The 23343-nt window shown below is 69.6% G+C and carries 21 protein-coding genes; 4 read left to right on the top strand and 17 right to left on the bottom strand.

Annotation, left to right across the window (positions count from 1 at the left end):
* Positions 1–51: 51 nt before the first annotated feature.
* Positions 52–603, top strand: a complete 552-nt coding sequence (locus tag ACQHIV_RS32425; RefSeq protein WP_427887704.1) for a dihydrofolate reductase family protein — start codon at positions 52–54, stop codon at positions 601–603.
* A 33-nt stretch (positions 604–636) separates the two neighbouring features.
* Here the strand turns inward: ACQHIV_RS32425 and clpB are convergent, their stop codons facing one another.
* The 3 genes from clpB to ACQHIV_RS32410 form a co-directional block, all read right to left on the bottom strand.
* Positions 637–3222: an ATP-dependent chaperone ClpB gene (gene clpB / locus ACQHIV_RS32420; RefSeq protein WP_427887702.1), complete on the bottom strand. Its 2586-nt coding sequence runs from the start codon at positions 3220–3222 to the stop codon at positions 637–639.
* Between the two features lie 108 nt (positions 3223–3330).
* Entirely contained in the window at positions 3331–4032 is a 702-nt protein-coding gene (locus ACQHIV_RS32415; RefSeq protein WP_427887700.1) for a response regulator transcription factor, read from the bottom strand.
* Entirely contained in the window at positions 4029–5828 is a 1800-nt protein-coding gene (locus ACQHIV_RS32410) for a sensor histidine kinase (RefSeq protein WP_427887699.1), read from the bottom strand. Before ACQHIV_RS32410 ends, ACQHIV_RS32415 begins: the two co-directional genes overlap by 4 nt.
* A gap of 167 nt (positions 5829–5995) precedes the next feature.
* Between ACQHIV_RS32410 and ACQHIV_RS32405 the strand changes: the two genes are divergently transcribed.
* A complete protein-coding gene (locus ACQHIV_RS32405; protein WP_427887697.1) occupies positions 5996–7153 on the top strand; it encodes a glycosyltransferase 87 family protein in 1158 nt (385 codons plus the stop codon).
* Here ACQHIV_RS32405 and ACQHIV_RS32400 read toward each other — a convergent pair.
* The 5 genes from ACQHIV_RS32400 to dnaK form a co-directional block, all read right to left on the bottom strand.
* On the bottom strand, positions 7099–7626 hold the full coding sequence (locus ACQHIV_RS32400; protein ID WP_427896612.1) for a GNAT family N-acetyltransferase: 528 nt from the start codon (positions 7624–7626) through the stop codon (positions 7099–7101). The two genes, ACQHIV_RS32405 and ACQHIV_RS32400, sit on opposite strands and share 55 nt — an antisense overlap.
* A 236-nt stretch (positions 7627–7862) precedes the next feature.
* Positions 7863–8318, bottom strand: coding sequence for a heat shock protein transcriptional repressor HspR (locus ACQHIV_RS32395; RefSeq protein ID WP_325035598.1), 456 nt, complete (start codon positions 8316–8318; stop codon positions 7863–7865).
* Positions 8318–9481, bottom strand: a complete 1164-nt coding sequence (gene dnaJ, locus ACQHIV_RS32390; protein ID WP_427887695.1) for a molecular chaperone DnaJ — start codon at positions 9479–9481, stop codon at positions 8318–8320. The genes ACQHIV_RS32395 and dnaJ overlap by 1 nt, the downstream gene beginning before the upstream one ends.
* Positions 9482–9511: 30 nt before the next feature.
* Positions 9512–10186, bottom strand: a complete 675-nt coding sequence (grpE, locus tag ACQHIV_RS32385; RefSeq protein ID WP_427887693.1) for a nucleotide exchange factor GrpE — start codon at positions 10184–10186, stop codon at positions 9512–9514.
* Complete coding sequence (gene dnaK, locus ACQHIV_RS32380) at positions 10183–12042, bottom strand: molecular chaperone DnaK (protein WP_427887691.1); 1860 nt, start codon at positions 12040–12042, stop codon at positions 10183–10185. The genes grpE and dnaK overlap by 4 nt, the downstream gene beginning before the upstream one ends.
* A 233-nt stretch (positions 12043–12275) precedes the next feature.
* Between dnaK and ACQHIV_RS32375 the strand changes: the two genes are divergently transcribed.
* Complete coding sequence (locus ACQHIV_RS32375) at positions 12276–12734, top strand: GNAT family N-acetyltransferase (protein ID WP_427887689.1); 459 nt, start codon at positions 12276–12278, stop codon at positions 12732–12734.
* Here the strand turns inward: ACQHIV_RS32375 and ACQHIV_RS32370 are convergent.
* Positions 12731–13132: a phosphoribosyltransferase family protein gene (locus tag ACQHIV_RS32370; protein ID WP_427896610.1), complete on the bottom strand. Its 402-nt coding sequence runs from the start codon at positions 13130–13132 to the stop codon at positions 12731–12733. The genes ACQHIV_RS32375 and ACQHIV_RS32370 overlap by 4 nt on opposite strands.
* Before the next feature lie 331 nt (positions 13133–13463).
* Here ACQHIV_RS32370 and ACQHIV_RS32365 point away from each other — a divergent pair, with 331 nt between their 5' ends.
* Positions 13464–14339, top strand: coding sequence for a DUF559 domain-containing protein (locus ACQHIV_RS32365; protein ID WP_427887688.1), 876 nt, complete (start codon positions 13464–13466; stop codon positions 14337–14339).
* Positions 14340–14399: 60 nt separating this feature from the next.
* On the opposite strand, the gene hutI is transcribed toward ACQHIV_RS32365, so the two are convergent.
* From hutI to hutU, 8 genes are all read right to left on the bottom strand, one after another.
* Positions 14400–15557, bottom strand: a complete 1158-nt coding sequence (hutI, locus tag ACQHIV_RS32360; RefSeq protein WP_427887686.1) for an imidazolonepropionase — start codon at positions 15555–15557, stop codon at positions 14400–14402.
* Positions 15554–16882, bottom strand: a complete 1329-nt coding sequence (locus ACQHIV_RS32355) for a formimidoylglutamate deiminase (protein ID WP_427887684.1) — start codon at positions 16880–16882, stop codon at positions 15554–15556. The genes hutI and ACQHIV_RS32355 overlap by 4 nt, the downstream gene beginning before the upstream one ends.
* Positions 16879–18237: an allantoate amidohydrolase gene (locus ACQHIV_RS32350; RefSeq protein ID WP_427887682.1), complete on the bottom strand. Its 1359-nt coding sequence runs from the start codon at positions 18235–18237 to the stop codon at positions 16879–16881. The genes ACQHIV_RS32355 and ACQHIV_RS32350 overlap by 4 nt, the downstream gene beginning before the upstream one ends.
* Positions 18234–19157, bottom strand: a complete 924-nt coding sequence (locus tag ACQHIV_RS32345) for a glycine betaine ABC transporter substrate-binding protein (RefSeq protein ID WP_427887680.1) — start codon at positions 19155–19157, stop codon at positions 18234–18236. Before ACQHIV_RS32345 ends, ACQHIV_RS32350 begins: the two co-directional genes overlap by 4 nt.
* A 79-nt stretch (positions 19158–19236) precedes the next feature.
* Complete coding sequence (locus ACQHIV_RS32340; RefSeq protein WP_427887678.1) at positions 19237–19887, bottom strand: ABC transporter permease; 651 nt, start codon at positions 19885–19887, stop codon at positions 19237–19239.
* 1 nt (position 19888) lies between these two features.
* Positions 19889–20545 (bottom strand): ABC transporter permease, encoded by a 657-nt coding sequence (locus tag ACQHIV_RS32335; RefSeq protein WP_427887676.1) that lies wholly within the window; start codon positions 20543–20545, stop codon positions 19889–19891.
* Complete coding sequence (locus ACQHIV_RS32330) at positions 20542–21540, bottom strand: ABC transporter ATP-binding protein (protein ID WP_427887674.1); 999 nt, start codon at positions 21538–21540, stop codon at positions 20542–20544. The genes ACQHIV_RS32335 and ACQHIV_RS32330 overlap by 4 nt, the downstream gene beginning before the upstream one ends.
* Before the next feature lie 136 nt (positions 21541–21676).
* Positions 21677–23332: a urocanate hydratase gene (gene hutU / locus ACQHIV_RS32325; protein ID WP_427887672.1), complete on the bottom strand. Its 1656-nt coding sequence runs from the start codon at positions 23330–23332 to the stop codon at positions 21677–21679.
* Between the last annotated feature and the right edge of the window lie 11 nt (positions 23333–23343).

Below are 23343 nucleotides of genomic sequence, written 5' to 3'. Positions count from 1 at the left end.
CGATTCCTTTCGCCCGCACCGCCGGTCTACACACCTGACGAGAGGAGAATCATGCGCAAGATCATCGCTTCGACCCTGATGACACTCGACGGTGTGGTGGAGGACCCGGGCGGCTTCGGCGGTACGTCGTTCGGCGGCTGGGCGCAGCCGTACTTCGGGGAGGAGGCGGTCCGGCGGTCCATCGAGAAGCTCGCGTCGTGCGACTACTTCCTGTGCGGGCGCCGTACCTATGAGATGTTCTCGGCCGCCTGGGGCGCGGCGGACGGGCCGTACGCGGACCGCCTCCGCGAGCTTCCGAAGCTCGTTGCCTCCAGCACCTTGTCCGGCGAGCTGACCTGGAACGCCACGCTTCTCGAGGGTGACGCGATCGCGGCGCTGAAGCGGATCAAGGAGGAGGACGGCGGCGACATCATGATGTACGGCAACCCGGTGCTGCTGCACAACCTGCTCGAGAACGGTCTGGTCGACCAGATGGACATCCTGTTGCTCCCGGTGGTGCTCGGCACCGGGACGAAGCTCTCGGGTCCCCGCACCGGACTGGAGCTGGTCCAGCAGGAGACGTTGCCCTCGGGCGTCCTCGCGCTCAGCTACAAACCCGCATGAGAAAGGGGCCCGGCGACCACCGGGCCCCTTGTCTCAGCGGGTGGCAGAGACTTCCAGCGCGTCCTTGGACTCGTTGAGCGTCACCCGGACGGTCTCGCCGTCGCGGATCGAGCCGTCCAGCAGGCCGCGGGCGAGCTCGTCGCCGATCGCGGACTGCACCAGCCGGCGGAGCGGACGGGCGCCGTACACCGGGTCGTACCCGGTCATCGCCAGCCACTCCATCGCGCCCTCGTCGACGTCCAGCGTGATCCGCCGGTCGGCGAGCCGGCGCTGCAGCGCCGCGATCTGCAGCCCGACGATCTGCGTCAGCTCCTCGCTGCCGAGCGCGTCGAACAGCACGATCTCGTCCAGCCGGTTGATGAACTCCGGCTTGAACGACTGCCGCACGGTCGCCATCACCTGGTCGCGCTTGATCTTGTCGTCGAGTGTGACGTCGGCCAGGTACGCCGACCCCAGGTTGCTGGTCAGGATCAGGATCACGTTCCGGAAGTCGACCGTCCGGCCCTGGCCGTCGGTCAGCCGCCCGTCGTCGAGCACCTGCAGCAGGATGTCGAAGACCTCGGGGTGCGCCTTCTCCACCTCGTCCAGCAGGATCACCGAGTACGGACGCCGCCGGACGGCCTCGGTGAGCTGGCCGCCCTCTTCGTACCCGACGTAGCCGGGCGGAGCGCCGACCAGCCGCGCGACGCTGTGCTTCTCGCCGTACTCCGACATGTCGATGCGGACCATCGCCCGCTCGTCGTCGAACAGGAAGTCCGCGAGCGCCTTCGCCAGCTCGGTCTTGCCGACACCGGTCGGACCGAGGAACAGGAAGCTTCCGGTCGGCCGGTCCGGGTCGGAGACGCCGGCCCGCGCACGGCGGACGGCGTCGCTGACGGCCTTGACCGCCTCGCGCTGACCGATCAGCCGGTGCCCCAGCTCGTCCTCCATCCGGAGCAGCTTGCCGGTCTCGCCCTCGAGCAGCCGGCCGGTCGGGATGCCGGTCCACATCGCGATCACCTCGGCGATCTCGGTCGGGCCGACCTCCTCGTTCACCATCGCCTCGGGGCCTTCGGCGACCTCTTCCTCGGCGTCGGCCTCCTCGAGCTCCTTGGTGAGCTGCGGGATCTCGCCGTACAACAGCCGGGACGCGGTCTCCAGGTCGCCGTCGCGCTGGGCGCGCTCGGCCTGGCCGCGGAGCTCGTCGATCCGCTCCTTGACCTCGCCGACCCGGTTCAGGCCGGACTTCTCCCGCTCCCAGCGGGCCTCCAGCGCGCGCAGCTCCTCCTCGCGGTCGGCGAGGTCGGCACGCAGCCGCTCCAGCCGCTCCTGCGACGAGGCGTCCTCCTCGCGGGACAGCGCGAGCTCCTCCATCTTCAGGCGGTCGACGGTACGGCGCAGCGAGTCGATCTCGACCGGGGACGAGTCGATCTCCATCCGCAGCCGGGACGCGGCCTCGTCGACCAGGTCGATCGCCTTGTCGGGCAGCTGCCGGCCGGTGATGTACCGGTTCGACAGCGTCGCCGCGGCGACCAGCGCCGAGTCGGAGATCGCGACCTTGTGGTGCGCCTCGTAGCGCTCCTTCAGGCCGCGCAGGATCGCGATCGAGTCCTCGACCGACGGCTCGCCGACGAACACCTGCTGGAACCGCCGCTCCAGCGCCGGGTCCTTCTCGATCCGGGTCCGGTACTCGTCCAGCGTGGTGGCGCCGATCATCCGCAGCTCGCCGCGGGCCAGCATCGGCTTCAGCATGTTGCCGGCGTCCATCGCGCCCTCGCCGGACGCACCGGCGCCGACGACCGTGTGCAGCTCGTCGATGAACGTGATGATCTGACCGTCGGACTCCTTGATCTCGGTCAGTACGGCCTTCAGCCGCTCCTCGAACTCACCGCGGTACTTCGCGCCCGCGACCATCGCGCCGAGGTCCAGGCTGATCAGCCGGCGACCGCGCAGCGATTCGGGGACGTCGCCCGCGACGATCCGCTGGGCCAGCCCCTCGACGACGGCGGTCTTGCCGACGCCGGGCTCACCGATCAGGACCGGGTTGTTCTTGGTCCGGCGGGACAGCACCTGGACCACGCGGCGGATCTCGGTGTCCCGGCCGATCACCGGGTCGAGCTTGCCGTCCTTGGCCCGCTGCGTCAGGTCGACGCCGTACTTCTCCAGGCTCTTCGTGGTGCCTTCGGCCTCCGGGGAGGTGATCCGCCGGTTGCCGCGCATCTCGTCGAACGCCTTGAGCAGCGCGTCCGCCGTCACGCCGAGCGCACTCTGCGCGGCGCCCTCGACGGTGGCGAGCGCGATCAGCAGATGCTCGGTGGATACGTATTCATCGCCCAGTCCGAGCGCCCGCTGCTCCGCCTGATTCAGCACGTCGGAGGTCTTCGGTGACAGGCTCGGCGCCTGCACGCTGCCGCCGCTCGCCTTCGGCAGCCGGTTCAGCTGCTCGGCGGTCTTGCGGCGTACTGCGTCCGGGTCGCCGCCTGCTGCCTCCAGCAGGCCGATCGTCGTCCCCTCGGGCTGCGCGAGCAGCGCGGACAGCAGGTGAATCGGTTCCACGGTCGGGTTGCCCGCCGCGGAGGTCTGACGGATCGCGACCGACAGGGTTTCCCGGGCCAGCGTCGTCAACCGCTGAACGTCCATCTAGTTCCAGCCTTCCAGCTCAAGTAACAGGTCTTACCAGAGACAACCTATCTAAACTTGAGTCCATTCCACTCAACTCTGGAAAATCTCAGGGCGAAACCAGGGTTCTCAACCGCGGCCGGCGGTGACCAGGCCGGCGTTGTAGGCGAGGATCACCGCCTGGACGCGGTCGCGGGTGCCGGTCTTGGCGAGCATTCGGCTGACGTGGGTCTTCACGGTGTGTTCGGTCAGGTGCAGCTCGGCGGCGATCTCGGCGTTCGAGTTGCCCTTGGCGACCAGGACCAGGATCTCCCGCTCGCGCGCGGTCAGGACGTCGAGTTTCGCGGTCAGCGCGGGGTCGACGTGGTTCTCGGCGAAGCGGTCGATCAGCCGGCGGGTCACCGGTGGGGCCAGCAGCGCGTCGCCCGCGGCGATCACCCGGACCGCGTTGATCAGCTCGTCCCGCGAGGAGCGCTTCAGCAGGAAGCCGCTCGCGCCGGCGCGGAGGGCGTCGTACACGTACTCGTCCAGGTCGAAGGTCGTCAGGATCACCACCCGCGGGCCGCCGGCCAGCCTGCGGGTGGCCTCGATGCCGTCCATCACCGGCATCCGGACGTCCATCAGTACGACGGCCAGGTCCAGGATCGCGGCCGCCTGCCGGACCGCGTCCGCGCCGTCCGCGGCCTGCGCGACCACCTCGATGTCCGGCTGCCCGTCGAGGATCATCGCGATCCCGTCCCGGACCAGGTCCTGGTCGTCGACCACCATCACCTTGATCGGCTGGTCCTTGGCCGGCACCGGCGGCGCGGGTGCCGGCGGGGTCGGCGTCACCGGCCGCCGCCCACCGGGAACCAGGCGGTGACGGTCGTGCCGGAGCCCGGCGTACTGCGGAGGTCCAGGGTGCCGCCCTCGATCCGGACCCGTTCGCGCATCCCGGCCAGCCCGTGCCGGGTCCCGCGCGCCGCGGCCCCGACGTCGAACCCGCTCCCGTCGTCGCTCACCTCGACCCGCACCCCCGTCTCCTCGATCCGCACCACCACCCGCGCCGCCGACGCCTTCGCGTGCCGTACGACGTTCGTCAGCGCTTCCTGCACCAGCCGGTACGCCGCCAGCTGCTGCCCCTCGGGCGGACCGTCCGGGTCGCCCCGCAGGTCGAGCTCGATCGGCAGGTGGTCGTCGGACACGTCCGCCACCAACTGTGACAGCTCGGCCAGCCCGGGCTGCGGCGCCAGCTGCGGATCCGGTACGCCGTCCGCGTCCCGCAGCGCCGACAGCAGCCGGTCCAGTTCGCTCAACGCCCGCCGCCCGGCATCCCCGATCCGCTGGAACCCGGCCAGTACGTCGTCGTCGCCCCGGCGTACCAGGTCCGGGCCGGTCTCCGCTTGGATCACCATCAGGTTCACCGCGTGCGCGACCACGTCGTGCAGGTCCCGCGCGATGTACGAACGCTCGGTCAGCACCACCCGCGCGGCCTCGCGCTCGGTCGCGGTCCGCTCGAGCTCGGCCTCCCGTTCGGAGGCCTGGAGGTTCCGCCGGTAGAGCCGGACGGCGACACCCGCGCAGACCGGGAGCAGCAGCGTCAGCGCGAAACTGATCGGCCACTGGTGCTGGACGAGCGCCTCGTAGTCCAGGTTGTGCAGGATCCCGTCGGCCCGTTGTTCGAGGGTGCCGTGCTCGAGCTTCGGGAAGATCCGCACCATGACCGGGTACCGCATCCGCCAGGTGATCAGCGGCATCGTGAGCAGTACGCCGACCCCGGCCGGTACCGTCCAGCGCAGGCTGCGGTTCGCGGCCGGTACGACGATCAGCCGGTACAGCGCGATCCCGAGCGCGGCGTACAGCGTCAGCATCGGCGTGGACGCCTGCCAGTTCGCGATCAGCGCCGCGGCGGCCAGGACGACCACCGGTACGACCGGGAAGCGCCGCAGTACCAAGGTCAGGCAGGCATACGCGACGGTGTACGGCATCCAGTCGGGCGCGCTCCACCAGAAGTCGTGGAACAGATCCCGCCCGATCTGCGCGATCACCAGCCCGGACATCGCGACCGCCAGCAGTACGTCGCGTTGCCGGTCGTGCTGTGGATCGCTCAGGAACGCGCGCAGGTCGCGCAGCCGGGTCGCCAACGGTACGGCGTGTGCCCAGCTCCGCCGGCGGATCACCAGGAAGACGAGCGCGAGGACCATCACGGAGAACGCCAGCCAGCGCGACCAGCCGTGGGTACGGAGGTGATCCCCGGACGGGTAGATGAGGTTCACGAGGATGCCGCGGACCTGGTTGAGCAGCAACGGCAGCGCGGCGGAGCAGGCGGCGGCCGCGAGAACGACCGGAACGCTGCAGCGACCGGCCAGCGACCAGAGGGCGAGGACCGCTCCGGCCAGCAGGAACCAGTCGGGCTGACCGACCAGACCCGCCAGGTACGCGGCGCCGACCAGGCCCGGGAGTACGACGACGGGTTCGATCCGGCGTACGGCGATCAGCAGCGGGAGCAGCATCATCGGCAGCTGGACCCACACCGCGGCGTGCGGCCAGGCGGCGGAACGGTTGTCGGCGGCACCCACCTGCAGGCTGAGCAGACCGGCCACCGCCAACGCGACGTCCGGCCAGAGGGATCGCCACAGTCGCTGCACGCACCCATTGTGCGCGGCCGCGGCGCCGCGGCACGTCACTCTCAGGAATGACACCCGGGTCACTCTCGAGTGTCATCCCGGGCCCGCCGAGGTGGCTCGCGGCGGCGATCCGGGTTGGCTCTCAACGGCGATGTGCCGGGGCAGGGGCCGGCGGAATCGTCGAGGACATGACGATCGACCTCGAAACGGAACGTGTCGCGGGACGGGCGATTCCGGTGCTCGCGGCAACGATGTTGCCGGTTCTCTGCCTGCTGATCTGGCATCCCTGGAACGCGGACATGGGCGACCTCCGGGTGTACCACGCGGCCGCCCGGGCGTTCGTGCACGGCCAGGACCTCTACAACATCCCCGGCCTGGGCCTCGGGTTCACCTATCCGCCGTTCGCCGCGCTGCTGTTCTCGCCGTTCTCGATCGGACTCGGCTTTGCCCGGGTGCTGATCACGCTCGCGTCGGCGGTCTCGCTGCTGGTCATCGGCTGGACCACGGCCAAGGCGCTCCGCTGGGGCCCGCTCGCCGCCGTCGGCATCGCGTTCGCGGCGCTGGCCTTCGAGCCGGTGCGGTCGACGTTCGGCCTCGGCCAGATCAACCTGGTGCTGCTCGCCCTGCTGATGCTCGGCCTGGCCGGGCGGACGCGGTTCCGCGGCGTCCTGATCGGCGTTGCCACCGGCATCAAGCTGACGCCGGGCATCTTCATCCTGTACCTGCTGATCACCAGGCGTTTCCGCGAGGCGGCGATCGCCTGCGGTACGACGGCCGGCACCATGCTGCTCGCGTACGTCGTGATGCCACGGGCAACGATCGACCTCTGGACGAAGTACATCTTCGACCCGGGCCGCCCGGGCCCGCCGCACTACATCAGCAACCAGTCGCTGCACGGCGCGATCGCCCGGCTGGCCGGGAATTCCGCCGTACCGCTGTGGTTGCTTTCGGCAACCGTCGTGGGGATCGCCGGGCTGCTGATCGCCCGCCGGCTTCACGACCGCGGCCTGGAGTTCGACGCGGTCGTCGTCACCGCGCTCACCGGTCTGCTGGTCTCACCGATCTCGTGGACCGGCCACTGGGTGTGGATCGTGCCCGCGGCGGCGCTCGCCTGGTCCCGGTGCTCCGCCGTGCTGTCCTGGCGTACGGCGTGGGCCGTCGTACTGACGGCGGTGTTCGCGACCGGGCTGCCGTGGTGGCTGCCGTTCGCGCACGACCAGGAGTTCCACTACAACGCCGTACAGACCGTGGTCGCGAACGCGTACCTGCTCTGCGCCGCCGGGCTGATCGGTCAGGCGCTGAACTCGGACGCCCGGATCCGGTACACCTGGAGGCTGAGGTCGTAGTACTTGTCGGTCTCGCCGACCCAGCGCATGCCCAGCCGCTTCGCGGTGGCGATCGCTCGCTGGTTGTTCGGCCGGGCGACCGCGAACAGCTCGTCGACCTCGCCGGTGCCGAAGGCCCAGCGCATCAGCGCACGGCTCGCCTCGGTCGCATACCCGTGGCCCCAGGCGCTCGGCCGGAGCTGCCAGCCGATCTCGAGATCGATCTCGTACGGCGGGAGCAGCCGGATCAGCAGCGCGCCGACGACCTCGCCGTCGTCCCTGCGGGCCACCGCCCAGCGGCCGGCCGGGACCACGAAGTTCGGCTGCGCCTCGATCCAGGACTGCAGGATCAAACGCATGGTTGCGGCATCCGGCACCTTGTCGATGGCGGGTGACAGCCAGGGCGCCACGTCGGCGGAGCCGTAGATCTCCAGCGCGGCGTCGGCGTCGTCTTCCTCCCAGTCCCGGATCACGAGCCGGTCCGTCTCCAGCATCAGCGTCACCAGGCCAGCGTATGCGGTCGGTCGCCGTACGCAACAGGAACGGAGGGTGAACGAGAGAACCGCAGGGCGGTCCTTGCGGGACCACCCTGCGGTGGCCGAAGGGCGCCGGGGGGTTGACGCACCTTCGACTTGCGGAGGCGTCGAGGGGGAACGACGACCTCCACCAGGCCGGAGACTCCGAGGGGTGGGTTTTCGGACGTCTCCGGTGGCCTTGTTGTGGCGGGGGATCAGCGCGAGCCGAGTTCCAGAGGCTGGGTGCGGATCCACCGGGTGGTCGTCTGCTGCCGGCCCATGGCGATCACGTCGCCCGCGGGACCGGCGGAGAAGACCCGGCTGGCGGCGGGACGTCGCGAGACGCCGACACCGCGCTGGACCTCTGCCAGTAGCTGGTTGACCCGCTTGCGCAGGTCCTCCACTTCGGACTGTAGCGCGAGAATGTGCCGAATTCCCGCCAGGTTGACGCCTTCTTCCTGACTGAGATGTTGGACATACCTCAGCTTCGCCACGTCGTACGCCGAATACCGCCGGCCGCGGCCGGACGCCCGGCTCGGCACCACCAGGCCGAGCCGGTCGTACTGGCGCAACGTCTGCGGATGCATGCCGGCCAGCTGGGCCGCCACCGAGATCACGTAGATCGGGGTGCGGTCGTCCCAGGTCGGCACCTGGCTGAACGGGATGCCCATCAGGAGCTCCCGAACAACCCGGCCCGCAGATCAGGATGGTCGGACGCGGAGTTGAACTCCTGCAGCTTTTCCTTCTGCTCGTCGGTCAACTCGTGCGGCACCTGCACCTCGAGGGTGAGCAGCAGGTCGCCCTTCGTCCCGTCCCGGCGCACCGAACCCTTGCCGCGGACGCGCAGCTTGCTGCCGTTCGCCGTACCGGCCGGGATCCGGACCGTGACCGGGAGACCGTCCAAGGTCGGGACCTTGATCTCCGCGCCCAGCGCCGCCTCGGTGAAGCTCACCGGGACGTTCAGGGTCAGGTGCTCACCCTGCCGGCCGAAGATCCGGTGCGACTTGACGTGCACGGTGACATACAGATCGCCTGCCGGTCCACCACGCTCGCCGGCCGCGCCCTTGCCCTTCAGCCGGATCCGCTGACCGTCCTGCACGCCCGCGGGGATGCGGACCTGCATGGTCTTGCTCGACTGGCCGCGGCCGGAGCCGTGGCAGGTCTCGCACGGCTGGTCGACGACCAGACCGCGGCCCTTGCACTCGGTGCACGGCTCAGTCATCGCGAACACGCCGCCCTGCACCGAGGTCTGCATGCCGGTGCCCTCGCACTTCAGGCAGACCTTCGGCACCGTGCCGTACTTCGCGCCGGTCCCCCGGCAGGTCGGGCACGGCTCGTCGCTGGTCATCCGGAGGCCGACCGTGACACCGTTCACGGCCTCGGCGAACTCGATCGTCGCCTCGGTCTCGATGTCCTGGCCGCGCCGCGGCCGGGCCGTCGTGGTGGTCGTGGTCCGGCCACCGCCGCCGAACATCCCGCCCAGGATGTCGCCGAGCCCACCGCCGGTGCTCTGACCGCCGCGGTTGAACAGGTCCCCGACGTTGAAGTCGAAGCCACCGCCCTGACCGCTGCCGCTCGGCATCCGGAAGCCGCCGCTGCCGAACAGCCGGCGCGCCTCGTCGTACTCCTTGCGCTTCTTCGCGTCCCCGACCACGTCGTACGCCTCGGAGACCTCCTTGAACTTGGCCTCCGCCTTGGTGTCCCCGGCGTTCGAGTCCGGGTGGTACTGGCGCGCCAGCTTCCGGTAGGCCTTCTTGATCTCGTCGGGCTCGGCGGTCTTGGAGACGCCGAGAACCTTGTAGAAGTCCTTCTCGATCCAGTCCTTCGTGCTCATCCGGCGCCTCCCCTCCCGTCGTGGCCGCTGTTACTCCGCGGAACCGTCCGCGTCTTCATCTGTGCTCTCCACCGGTACGTCGGCCTTGGCGGCGTCGGCCGGCAGTTGTTCGGTCGGCTCCGACACGGCCACCCGGGCCGCCCGCAGGATCCGCTCGCCGAGCCGGTAGCCCGGTTGCATGATCATCGTCGCGGTCGGGCCGTCGACGTCGTCGGAGTAGTTGTGCAGCAGGGCCTCGTGGATCCGCGGGTCGAAGGAATCGCCCTTCTCGCCGAACTTCACCAGGCCGAGCTTCTCGGTGACCCGCTCCAGCGACTCGGAGACCGCCTTGAAGGCACCCTCCAGCTCGCCGGCCTCGCGGGCCCGGCCGATGTCGTCCAGGATCCCCAGCAGCTCGGTCAGCACGGTGCCGACCACCAGCTCCCGGGCCGCCTCGCGGTCCCGGTCCACCCGGCGCTTGTAGTTCACGTACTCGGCCTGCAGCCGCTGCAGGTCCGCCGTACGCTCCGAGAGCGCCTCGGTCAGCAGTGCCTCCTGGGCGGACGGACCGATCAGGTCCGACGGGTCCACGGGGGGCTGGCCGCCCGCTGTGGGGCCCCCGTCCGAGGGCTCCCGCAGCTTGCCGGTCTCCGGGTCGATCCGGCGCTTGTCGCGGACGACGGGCTCACCGTCGCCGAACTCGCTGCCCGTCGGTCGATCCGTCACTTGTCCTCCGTCTTGTCCTGCGGCCGGTCCTCGTCCACGATCTCGGCGTCGACCACGTCGTCGTCGGTGCTCGAGCTGGTGTCCTCGGAGGTGGCGTTGTCCTCGGTCTGGCCGGAAGCCTGGGCGTTCGCGTACATCGCGGCACCCATCTTCTGGCTGGACTGGGCGAGCTTCTCCGAGGCGGCCTTGACCGCGTCGGCGTCGTCACCCTCGAGGGCCTTCTTCAGCTCGGCGACGCCGTCCTTGACCTCGGTCTTGACGTCGTCCGGAACCTTGTCCTCGTTCTCCTGCAGGAACTTCTCGGTCTGGTAGACCAGCGACTCCGCCTGGTTGCGGTTCTCCACCGCCTCGCGGCGCTTGCGGTCCTCCTCGGCGTACTGCTCGGCGTCGCGGACCATCTGGTCGATGTCGGTCTTCGGCAGCGCGGAGCCACCGGTCACCGTCATCCGCTGCTCCTTGCCGGTGGCCAGGTCCTTGGCGTTCACGTGCACGATGCCGTTCGCGTCGATGTCGAAGGTGACCTCGATCTGCGGCACGTTCCGCGGCGCCGGCGGCAGGCCGGTCAGCTCGAAGTTGCCCAGCGACTTGTTGTCCCGGGCCATCTCGCGCTCGCCCTGGTACACCTGGATCATCACCGACGGCTGGTTGTCCTCGGCCGTGGTGAAGATCTCCGAGCCCTTGGTCGGGATCGTGGTGTTCCGCTCGATGATCTTGGTGAACACGCCGCCCTTGGTCTCGATACCGAGGCTCAGCGGGGTCACGTCGAGCAGCAGGACGTCCTTGACCTCACCCTTCAGCACACCCGCCTGCAGGGAGGCGCCGACCGCGACGACCTCGTCCGGGTTCACGCCCTTGTTCGGGTCCTTGCCACCGGTCAGCTCCTTGACCAGGTCCGCGACGGCGGGCATCCGGGTCGAACCACCGACCAGGATGACGTGGTCGATCTTCGACACGTCGATGCCGGCGTCCTTGATGACGGCCTTGAACGGGGCGCGGGCGCGCTCCAGCAGGTCGTTCGTCATCTTCTGGAACTCGGCGCGGGAGAGCTTCTCCTCCAGGTGCAGCGGGCCCGAGTCGGTGAGGCTCAGGTACGGCAGGTGGATGGTGGTCTCGGCGGCGCTGGACAGCTCGATCTTGGCCTTCTCGGCGGCCTCGTTCAGCCGCTGCATGGCCATCTTGTCGCCGGACAGGTCGGTGCCGTTCTTGTTCTTGAACTGGGTCACCAGCCACTGGACGATCCGGTTGTCCCAGTCGTCACCACCGAGGTGGTTGTCACCGCTGGTCGCCTTCACCTCGAAGACGCCGTCGCCGATCTCCAGCAGCGACACGTCGAACGTACCGCCGCCGAGGTCGAAGACCAGGATGGTCTGCTCGGTGCCCTTGTCCAGGCCGTACGCGAGCGCGGCCGCGGTCGGCTCGTTGACGATCCGGTGCACCTTCAGGCCCGCGATCTCGCCGGCCTCCTTGGTCGCCTGGCGCTGCGCGTCGGAGAAGTAGGCCGGCACGGTGATGACCGCGTCCGTGACCTGCTCCCCGAGGTACGCCTCGGCGTCCCGCTTCAGCTTCTGCAGCACGAACGCGCTGATCTGCTGCGGGGTGAACTTCTTGCCGTCGATGTCGACGGACCAGTTCTCGCCCATGTGCCGCTTCACCGAGCGGATCGTCCGGTCGACGTTCGTGGTGGCCTGGCGCTTCGCCACCTCGCCGACCAGGACCTCGCCGTTCTTGGCGAAGGCCACCACCGAGGGCGTCGTACGCGCTCCCTCGGCGTTGGGGATGACGGTGGGCTCGCCACCTTCCAGTACGGCGATGACGGAGTTCGTCGTACCGAGATCGATTCCGACCGCGCGGGCCATGCTGTTACCTCCACGAAGTTGAGTGATGCAGACTCAATGTTGCCTGTTCGTCCGCCTCGGTTCAAATCCGTGACTGAACAAACTTGAGTTCACTGGACTCAACATTGCACATGCCCCAGGTCATTCCCAAGGGCGGCCCCGATTTTCGGGGTCCGGGCCAGGGTGCGGCCAGGGTGACCCCTCCCGAAGCAAACGTTTACCGTGCGACCCTGGACACTGTGAAACTCCGCCCGATGACCGCCGCCGACGCCGCCGCGGTCGTCGCGCTGAACGCCACCGCCGAGGGGCTCGTCGAACCCCTCAACGCCGACCGCCTGGACTGGCTGCGGCTGATCGCCGCCCACGCCGCCGTCGTCGACCTGGACGGCCGCCCGGCCGGCTTCGTCCTCACCTTCACCCCCGGCTCGGCGTACGACGGGCTCGCCTTCGCGGCCTTCACCCGCACGTACGCCGACCGGTTCCTCTACATCGAACGCATCGTCATCGCCCCCGGCGACCGCCGCCAGGGCCTCGCCTCCCAGGTCTACCGAGCCGTCGAACGCTCCGCCCACCCCTTCGACCGCACCGTGGCCGCCGTACCCACCAACACCCCCGCCTTCACCTTCCACACCACCCGCGGCTACCACGAAGTCGGCCACCAGCCCCTCCCCAACGGCCCCATCACCGCCCTGCTCTCCAAGGAACTCGCTTAGAGCTGACGTACGTCGAGCAGCGCCCGCACGGGCAACTCGTGCCGCAACCGCGGCTCGGTCAACCCGTCGACCACACAGGCCACCCCGACCCACCGCGCCCCGCAGTCCTCGACCAGCCCCCGAGCCACCCGCGCGGTCGCCCCGGTCTCGACCCAGTCGTCGACCATCAACACCCGATCCCCGGCCCGCACCAGCCGCCGCGGAAACCCGAACACCTGCTGCCGATCCCGATAGTCCGGCCCACTCACCCGCCGCACCCACCGCTCACTGTCGACCGGGCTCCCGCCTTCCTTCCGCATCTCGACAAACCCCACCCCCAGCGCGGCCGCCGTCAAAACCCCCACCAACGACCCCCGCGAAACCGGCCCAAGCACCACCGTCGGCCCCTCCCCGTACAACCCCGCCAACGCAACCCCCAAGCCAGCGAGCAACTCCGCATCCCGCCACCAACCGCTGACGTCCGCGTAGTCCCTTCAAACCCCCCGATCCCCACACCACCGAAACCCAGCCTGCAACCGCGCCCTCGTATCCATGACGCCAGCTTCTCGCGCGAGTCGATCTCACGCATGTGGTTTCCGGACGTCCACCACTCACCAACGTGGCACGCCGAGTGTGGCTCACGCTCGCAGTCGGCACACCCGGCAGGCCGTGGCGGCGTTGGTCAGTGGCGGCGGTCCGCCTGTGGACAATGCACGACCTGGGCGGGACGAATCTCGGCATCATGGCTGGATGGCAGATGTGGCCGAGGTGATCGGCAGACGTGGCGGGTCTTCGACCTTCGCCGACCTTCGGGCACTCGTGTCGGCGCGCGCGGTGCGGAACGCTCTGGCGGCCGGAGACATCCGCCGGGTCGCGAAGGGCGTCTACGCCCTGCCGGAAGCACCACCGGCGTTGACCGCGGCGCGAAGCCACGGAGGTGTCGTCTCACACCTGAGCGCGGCGCAGCACTGGGGGCTGGACGTCATCAACCCGCCGACGCTCCCGCACGTCACCCTGCCGCCTGGCAGAGTCCGCCGGAGCACCGGCCTGCCTTGCGTCCTGCACTGGGCGAACGTTCCCGCACTGGACGACGTCACCACCCCGGTCCGGACCGTCATCGACTGCGTCCGGACCCTGCCACTCGCGGACAGCCTCGCGGCAGCAGATTCCGCGTTGCGCATGGGCAGAGTCGAGCACGACGATCTACTCGACGCGGCTCACCGGCTGCGCGGCCCACACAGCAGGCGAATCCAGCGGGTCGTCGCACTGGCCGACGGCCGCGCCGAATCAGTTCTCGAGTCGGCGCTGCGAACGTTGTTGATCGAGCGGGGACTCGAAGGCTTCGTCCCTCAACTCCTGGTGCAGGACGCCGAGTTCTCCGCTCGCCTCGACCTGGGTCATCCGCGACTTCGCCTCGGCCTGGAGGCCGACGGGTTCGAGTATCACGGCAGTCGGCGAGCGCTCGTCAAGGACTGCCGCCGACACGTGAACCTCACCATCCGCGGCTGGCGAGTGCTTCGCTTCAGCTGGGAGGACATCATGTACGACCCCGAGTGGGTGGTGGCTACGATCGAGCGAGCTGCCGGACTTGCACCACTCACCAACCGTCGGCTGCACGCCGCCTGACTCCGCGGACGAGCGGGGCGACCGTGCCGTGACCGCGGTTGGTGAGTGGTGGCGGTCCGGCTACACCTCGCGGCCCGCGATGAGGGTGCGGGTGACGAGGGGGACGGCGGGGCGGTAGGCGAGGTGGAGGTAGGTGGGGGCGTCGAGGACTGCGAGGTTGGCGGGGGCGCCGGGAGTCAGGTGGCCTAGGTCGGGGCGGCGGAGGGAGGCGGCGCCGCCGGCGGTGGCGGACCAGAGGGCTTCGGCGGGGGTCATGTGCATTTCGCGGACCGCGAGGGCGATGCAGAACGGCATGGAGGAGGAGTAGCCGGAGCCGGGGTTGCAGTCGGTGGCGAGGGCTACGGTGACGCCGGCGTCGAGGAGGCGGCGGGCGTCGGGGTACGGCGAGCGGGTGGAGAACTCGATCGCGGGGAGCAGGCCGGCCACCACGCCGCTGGACGCCAGGGCGTCCACGTCGGCGTCGGTGAGGTACGTGCAGTGGTCGGCGGAGGCGGCGCCCAGTTCGGCGGCCAGTTGTACGCCGGCGCCTTCGCCGAGCTGGTTGGCGTGGACGCGGGGCTGGAGGCCGCGGGCGATGCCCGCCTGGAGGATCGCCCGGGCCTGGTCGGCGTCGAAGGCACCGCGTTCGACGAAGACGTCGATCCACTTCGAGTACGGCGCGGCCGCGTCGAGCATCGGGCCGGTGACCAGGTCGACGTACGCCGCGGGGTCCTGGTCGGCCGGTACGACGTGGGCGCCGAGGTAGGTGGTCTCGTCGGTGAACTGGCCGGCGATGCGCAGTGCGCGGGCCTCGTCGGTGACGGTGAGGCCGTAGCCGGACTTGATCTCGACGGTGGTGGTGCCCTGGCGGCGCATCTCGGTGACGAGGCGGGAGACATTCGCGGTCAGCTGTTCGTCGGTGGCGGCGCGGGTGGCGGCGACGGTGGTCCGGATGCCGCCGGCGGAGTACGGCGTACCGGTCATCCGGGCGGCGAACTCCTCGGCGCGGTCACCGGCGAAGACGAGATGCGAGTGCGAGTCGACGAAGCCGGGGATCACCGCGCGGCCACCGAGGTCGGTGGCGGCGTCGGCGGCTGGGGCGTGCCGGCGTTGGCCCACCCAGGCGACGGTGCTGCCGTCGATGACCAGGGCGGCGTCGTGCAGCTCGCCGAGCAGGCCGCCGTGGGTGGGGTCGTTCGTCACCAGGGAGTTGATGCCGGTGAGGAGGAGGGAGGTCATCGGGTCACCGCCGCGATGGAAGACGACAGCTCGGCGGCTACGTCCATTCGAATGTGCTTGCTGTTGGCAACCAGGTGATTTCCGGAGACGACGACGTCGGAGACGTCCGCGGCGGTGGCGGCGAAGACGGCGGCTTCCACGGCACCGGAGGCGGCGCCTGGAGGGCCTGCCGTTCCCGCGGTGCGGACGGTGTTCAGGCGGATGGCCACCAGGTCGGCCCGGGAGCCGACCTGGATTGCTCCGGCGTCTTGGAAGCCGATCGAGCGGTGGCCGTCGGTGGTGGCGGCTTTCAAGAGTTCGGGGGCGGACCAGTGGCCGCGTTCCTGGGTGGCGAGGCGTTCGTCGAGTTCGACGGCGCGCATCTCCTCGAACAGGTCGATGATCGCGTGGCTGTCCGAGCCGAGGGTCAACAGCGAACCCGCGTCGCGGAGCTGAACGGACGGCCCGATGCCGTCGGCGAGGTCCCGTTCGGTGGTCGGGCAGAAGCAGGAGTACGTCGCGGAGCTCCCGAGCAGGCCGACGTCGACCGGCGTCAGGTGGGTCGCGTGGACGGCGCTGGTCCGCCCGCTGAGGAAGCCCGCCTCGTCGAGCACCTGGGTCGGCGTACGCCCGTAGGCCGCGAGGCTGGCCTCGTTCTCGGCGACCTGCTCGGACAGGTGGATGTGCAGCGGTACGTCGGGGAACGCCGAGGCGACCGCGCCGAGCTGGTCCTGCGGCACGCCCCGGATCGAGTGCGCCGCCGCGCCGATCACCACGTCGTCGCCGCCGCTCAGCCCGGCGACCCGGGAGGCCCAGGCGGTCGCGTCGCCGTCGCTGAAACGCTGCTGTACGTCGCTCAGCGGCTGGTCGATGCCGCCGGCAACGTAACAGGTGTCGAGCAGCGCGATCCGGAGGCCCGCGTCGCGGGCGGCCGCGATCAGGGCGGCGCCCATCGCGTTCGGGTCGTCGTACCGGCGGCCGCCCGGGGCGTGGTGCAGGTAGTGGAACTCGCCGACCGCGGTGATGCCGGCGAGCAGCATCTCGCCGTACACGGCCTTCGCGAGGTCGTAGTACGTGTCCGGCGTGAGCGCGGCGGCGACGGCGTACATCTGCTCACGCCAGGTCCAGAACGTGCCGCGCTCGGTCTGCGTCCGGCCGCGGAGCGCACGGTGGAACGCGTGGCTGTGACAGTTCGCGAGGCCGGGGACCACCAGCCCGCGCAGGACCGTCGCGGCTCCGGGGTCGGCGTCCGGTTCGACCGCAGTGAACCGGCCGTCGACGACGGTGAGCAGGACCCGCGAGGCGAGACCACTCGGGAGGAGCGCGGTTTCGCACCAGAAAGTCACTTCGCGAGATCCTTCAGTACGGCGGCCAGGGCGTCGACGCCGGCGAGGCAGTCGTCCGGCTCGGCGTACTCCGCGGGTGAGTGCGAGACGCCGGTCGGGTTGCGGACGAACAGCATCGCGGTCGGGATGCCGGCGTCGGAGAACACGCCCGCGTCGTGGCCGGCGCCGGTCGGCAGGATCGGGGCTCCGCCGAGTACGCCGGCCAGGCGGTCGCGGAGGCCGGCCGGGAAGTCGACGATCGGCGAGACCGACTCGGGGGTGACCTCGAGGGTGGTGCCGTCGCGTTCGGCGCGTTCGACGGCTTGCCTGGTGATTGCCGCTAGCAACGATTCCAGGGCGGCCGTGTCGGCGGCGCGCGCGTCGAGCCAGGCGGTGACCTGTGACGGTACGGCGTTGGTGCCGTTCGGCTCGACGGACACCCGGCCGAAGGTGGCGCGGGCGCCGGCGAGGCGGGCCTGCTTGTTCGCGGCGAGGGCGGTCATCGCGTACGTCAGCATCGGGTCGTGCCGGTCCTCCATGAGCGTCGTACCGGCGTGGTTGGCCTCACCACCGAACGTGAACCGGTACCGCCCGTGCGGCCAGATCGAGCTCGCCACGCCTACCGGTGCGGTCAGTCCGCGGCCTTGTTCTACGTGCAGTTCCACGAATGTCCCCATTCGCTTCAGGAGCGGCGAAGGTCCCAGACCGGCCGGGTCGAGCCCGGCCTTCTCCAGCGCCTCCGCGAGCCCGACCCCCGCACGGTCCTTCAACTGCAGAGCCTTCTCGGCGGACAACACCCCAGCCGCGACCCGGGACCCCAGACAGGGCATCCCGAACCGCGACCCTTCTTCCTCCACGAAGGCCCCGATCCCGATCGGCACCCCCGGCTCGAAACCCTCCGCCCGCAACTTGTCCACAGCCGCCAAAGCGGAAACCACACCCAAGGGCCCATCAAAAGCCCCACCGTTGATCACCGAGTCGAGATGACTCCCGGTCACGACCCCCGGCCGGACAGCCGGCCCTCCGGCCGGCTCCCCGGCCGGGGTTGTGGAGGACGCACCGGACTGCTGGTCTGCACCGAACCCACCCGCCGGGTACCCGGGCGGGGTTGTGGAGGGTGCACCGGACAGGTCGTCTGCACCGAACCCGCCCGCGCGGGGAGCCGGCCGGTCGGCCGGCTTTTCGCGCGGTTCCCACCAGGCGATGAGGTTGCCGATGCTGTCGGATTCGACGGACAGGTTGCGGGTGGCGCACTGGTCGAGGAACCAGTGGGTTGCTTCGCGTTCGGTCGGGGACCAGCCGCCACGGGTGTACCCGCCTGTTTCCGGGTCACGGCCGATGGCGGACTGGTCCGCCCACAGGGATTCGAAACTCAAGACAGTGGGTTCTTCGACAGCCAGTCCTTGGCGACCGCGTCCGCGCTCTCCTTGCCGACGTCGATGCGCTTGACCAGCGCGGTCAGGTCGTCGGTGGTGAGCTTGGCGTCGACCGCGTTCAGGGTGGTGACGACCTCGTCGGACTTGTGGTCGGTCCGGATCAGCGGAACGATGTTGTTCGGCGGCAGGATGTGCTGCGGGTCGTCCAGCTGGACCCAGCCCTTGTCCTTGATCACGGCCTGGGTGGTGAACAGGTCGGTCACCTGGATGGTGTTGTCCTCCAGCGCTTTGATGCTCAGCGGACCGCCCGCGTCCAGCGTCTTGTAGTCCTTGAAGTCGACGTCGTACTTCTCCTTCATGCCCTTCAGCCCGGCGGTCCGGACCTTGAACTCGGAGCTCCCGCCGGCGACCAGGTTCTTGCCCTTCAGGTCACCGATCGACTTCAGGTTGTACTTGTCCGCGGTCGCCTTGGTCACCACGATGGTGTCCTCGTCGGCGGCCGGCGACATCTCCAGGATCTCCAGGCCCGCCGTCAGCGCCTTCTTCAGCGCGTCGTATGCCTTCTGCGGGTCGGTCTCGGTGGAGTTCTTGTCGAAGTACGCCAGCGAGGCGCCGGTGTACTCCGGCACCAGGTCGACGGACCCGTCCTTGATCGCGGCCATGTACGTCTCGCGGTTGCCGATGTTCGGCTTCTTCTTCACGTCGATGCCCTTGGCGGCGAGCGCCTGGCCGTAGATCTCCGCCAGCAACTGGCTCTCGGAGAAGTCGGCGGACCCGACGGTGATGCTGGTCACCTTGGACGGCGCGGGCGAGGATCCGGCGCTGCCGCTGCCGAGCTGGTCGCCCCCGTTCCCACAGCTGGCCAGGCCGAGCACCGCCAGCCCGGCGATCGCAGTACGGATGAGCGTGGATCTCAACACGAGAGCCTCCAGTGTTCTCGTTCAGCCACCGGCCGGTGCCGATGGATGTAGCGCAAGTTCATCAGGTTCGTCCGACAGTTCAGCCGATTTTCAGCCCCGGCGAGACGGTCAGCCGCCCGATCAGCGCGAACAGCGCGTCGAGCAGCAGCGCCATCAGTGCGACCAGCAGCGCGCCGCTGAACATCTGCGGGAAGTCCCGCAGCTTCAGCCCGTCGATCACGTACCGGCCGAGGCCGCCGAGCGACACCAGCGCGGCGATGGTCGCGGTCGACACGATCTGCAGCGTCGCGCTCCGGACGCCGGAGATGATCAGCGGCATCGCGATCGGGATCTCCACCTTGGTCAGGATCTCGCGTCCGGTCATCCCCATCCCCCGCGCGGCGTCGATCGTCGCCGGATCGACACCCGAGATCCCGGCGTACGTCGAGGCGAGGATCGGCGGGATGCCCAGCGCGACCAGCGCGATCAGCACCGGCAGGAACCCGATCTGGTTGGTCAGCAGGACGGCGAGCATCAGCAACCCGAGGCTGGGCAGCGCCCGCGCCGCGTTGCCGGCGTTGATCGCGAGGAACGCGCCGCGCCGGGTGTGCCCGATCCGCAGCCCGATCGGCAGCCCGATCACGACCGACAGGCCGAGCGCGGCAAACGTGTACCAGAGGTGTTCGAGGATCCGCGCCCAGATGCCCTCGTTGCCGGACCAGTTGTACGAGTCGGTCAGGTACTGCCACATGTCAGACCACCTCCGCCACCGGCGCCGCGACGCGCGCCCAGGGAGTCAGCAAGCGTTGCAGGGTCACCAGCACGAAGTCCGCGAGCAGCGCGAGCGCCAGGGACAGTACGACGCCGACCACGACTGGCGTCAGGAACGCCTTCTGGAAGCCGAGCGTGAAGAGTTCGCCCAGGCCGCCGATGCCGATCACCGCGCCGACGCTCACCATCGAGATGTTCGCGACCGTGACCACCCGCAGTCCGGTGAAGATCACCGGTACGGCGATCGGCAGGTCGATCGCGACCAGCCGGTGCAGCGGCCCGTACCCGACCGCGATCGCCGACTGCCGGACGTCGGGCGGTACGGAGCGGAGCCCGTCGATCACGTTCCGGATCAGCAGGGACACGGTGTAGATGGTCAGTGCGACCACGATGTTCACCTCGGACAGCACCTTGGTGCCGAGGATCGCGGGCAGCACGATGAACAGCGCGATCGACGGCAGCGAGTACAGCAGGCCGCCGAACGCGATCAGCGGGTTCGCCAGCCACGAGTAGCGCGTCGCGACGTACCCGAGCGGCACCGAGATGATCAGCCCGAGGATCACCGGGATGATCGCCAGGTAGATGTGCTCGCGCAGCTGTTCCCAGATCAGCCCGAGGTTGTCACCGATCCAGGTCATGAGCGGAGCGCCTCAGCCACGGCACCTTGGTCGACGACGCCGACCGCGCGGCCTTCGTCGTCGACGACCACGCCGAGGCCGTTCGGGGACGTCAGTACGGCGTCCAAGGCCGCGCGCAGGGAGTCGCCGCGCTTGAAGACCGCGCCGACCGGCTCCAGCTGCTCGGCGCCGTTCTTCCAGCCGACCGGTACGCCGTCGTTCAGCGCGAGCTCGGCCGGCAGCGGCTGCACCGTGAGCTGATCCGTGTAGACGAACGTCAGCGCGCGGTAACCGCGGTCCTGGCCGACGAAGCCGCGGACGAAGTCGTCGGCCGGGTTGGCGAGCAGCTCGGCCGGTGGCGCGAACTGGGCCAGCTTGCCGCCGACCTGGAGTACGGCGACGTTGTCGCCGAGCTTGATCGCCTCGTCGATGTCGTGCGTGACGAACACGATCGTCTTGCCGATGTCGCGTTGCAGCCGGAGCAGTTCCTCCTGCAGCTGGTGCCGGACGATCGGGTCGACGGCGCTGAACGGCTCGTCCATCAGCATGATCGCCGGGTCCGCGGCCAGCGCCCGGGCGACGCCGACCCGTTGCTGCTGGCCACCGGACAGCTGGGCCGGGTACCGCTCGGCCATCTTCAGGTCCAGGCCGACCCGTTCCAGCAGCTCCATCGCGGTGCTGTGCGCCTTGCGCTTGTCCCAGCCGAGCAGCCGCGGCACCGTCGCGATGTTGTCCACCACGGTCCGGTGCGGGAACAGCCCGGCGTTCTGGATCACGTACCCGATCCCGCGCCGCAGAGTCACGGCGTCCTGCGAGTTGATGTCGGTACCGTCGATCGAGATCGTCCCGGAGGTGCGCTCGATCGTCCGGTTGATCATCCGCAGCGAGGTGGTCTTGCCGCAGCCGGACGGGCCGACGAACACGGTGATCTGGTTGCTCGGGATCCGCAGGGACAGTGTGTCGACGGCGACGGTGCCGTCCGGATACTGCTTGGTGACGTCCTCGAACTCGATCATGGCGCCCCTTCGCGCTCGTCGTCCGGTCGCCCGAAAGACCCTAGCGGAACGAAAGACCGAAACCACGCGGTCGCACGGTTTCTCGCACTGCGGGAATCTGTACCGTAGCGCTACAGATTATTCCCGTCGCAGACAGTCAGCTTTCCCGCATCGGGACGCGCACCCCGCGCTCGTCCGCGACCTCGACCGCCTTGTCGTAGCCGGCGTCGACGTGACGGATCACACCCATCGCCGGATCGTTGGTGAGCACCCGCTGGAGCTTCTGCCGGGCCAGGTCGGTGCCGTCGGCAACCGACACCTGGCCGGCGTGGATGGACCGGCCGATGCCGACGCCGCCGCCGTGGTGGATCGACACCCAGGACGCGCCGCTGGCCACGTTCACCATCGCGTTCAGCAACGGCCAGTCCGCGATCGCGTCCGAGCCGTCGAGCATGCCTTCGGTCTCCCGGTACGGCGACGCGACGCTGCCGGTGTCCAGGTGGTCGCGGCCGATCACGATCGGGGCCTCGAGCTCACCGGAGGCGACCATGTCGTTGAACCGGACGCCTGCCTTGTCGCGCTCGCCCTGGCCGAGCCAGCAGATCCGGGCCGGCAGGCCCTGGAACGCGACCCGCTCGCCGGCCAGCTTGATCCAGCGCGCGAGGTGCTCGTTGTCCGGGAACAGGTCGAGGATCGCCTGGTCGGTCTTGGCGATGTCGGCCGGGTTGCCGGACAGCGCCGCCCACCGGAACGGGCCCTTCCCCTCGCAGAACAACGGCCGGATGTACGCCGGTACGAAGCCGGGGAACTCGAACGCCCGGGAGTACCCGGCCTTGCGCGCCTCGTCCCGGATCGAGTTGCCGTAGTCGAACACCTCGGCGCCCGCGTCCTGGAACTCGACCATCGCCTGGACGTGCTTGGCCATCGACTCCTGCGCGCGCTCGGTGAACCCGGCCGGGTCCTTCTCCCGCGCGGTCGTCCAGTCCTCGAACTCGACGCCGATCGGCAGGTACATCAACGGGTCGTGCGCCGACGTCTGGTCGGTCACCACGTCGATCGGTGCACCGCGCTTCAACAGGTCGGGAACGATCGTCGCCGCGTTGCCGAGCACACCGATCGACAACGGCTTGCGCGCCTTCTTGGCCTCCTCCGCCAGGCGCAGCGCCTCGTCGACGGACGACGCCCGTACGTCGAGATACCGGTGCTCGATGCGGCGCTGGATCCGCGACTCGTCGACGTCGATACAGATCGCGACCCCGTCGTTCATCGTCACCGCCAACGGCTGCGCGCCGCCCATGCCGCCGAGGCCGGCGGTCAGCGTGATCGTGCCGGCGAGGGTGCCACCGAACTTCTTCTCCGCGACCGCGCCGAACGTCTCGTACGTGCCCTGCAGGATGCCCTGGGTGCCGATGTAGATCCACGACCCGGCCGTCATCTGGCCGTACATCGTGAGCCCCATCGCCTCCAGCTTGCGGAACTCCTCCCAGGTCGCCCAGTCGCCGACCAGGTTCGAGTTCGCGATCAGCACCCGCGGCGCCCACTCGTGCGTCTGCATGACACCGACGGGGCGGCCGGACTGGACGAGCATGGTCTCGTCGTCCTTGAGCGTGGTCAGCGTGCGGACCATCGCGTCGAACGAGTTCCAGTCCCGGGCCGCCTTGCCGGAACCGCCGTACACGACGAGTTCGTCGGGGTGCTCGGCGACCTCCGGGTCGAGGTTGTTCTGCAGCATCCGCAGCGCGGCTTCCTGCTGCCAGCCGCGGGCGGTCAGGGTGGTGCCGCGGGGTGCGCGGACGGGACGTGGTCCGGACATGGGTGATCCAG

It is taken from the genome of Kribbella polygonati, assembly GCF_050320105.1.
Lineage (GTDB): Bacteria > Actinomycetota > Actinomycetes > Propionibacteriales > Kribbellaceae > Kribbella.
The sequence above is the reverse complement of the archived record's forward strand: the minus strand, read 5'-3'. Positions and strand labels throughout refer to the sequence as shown.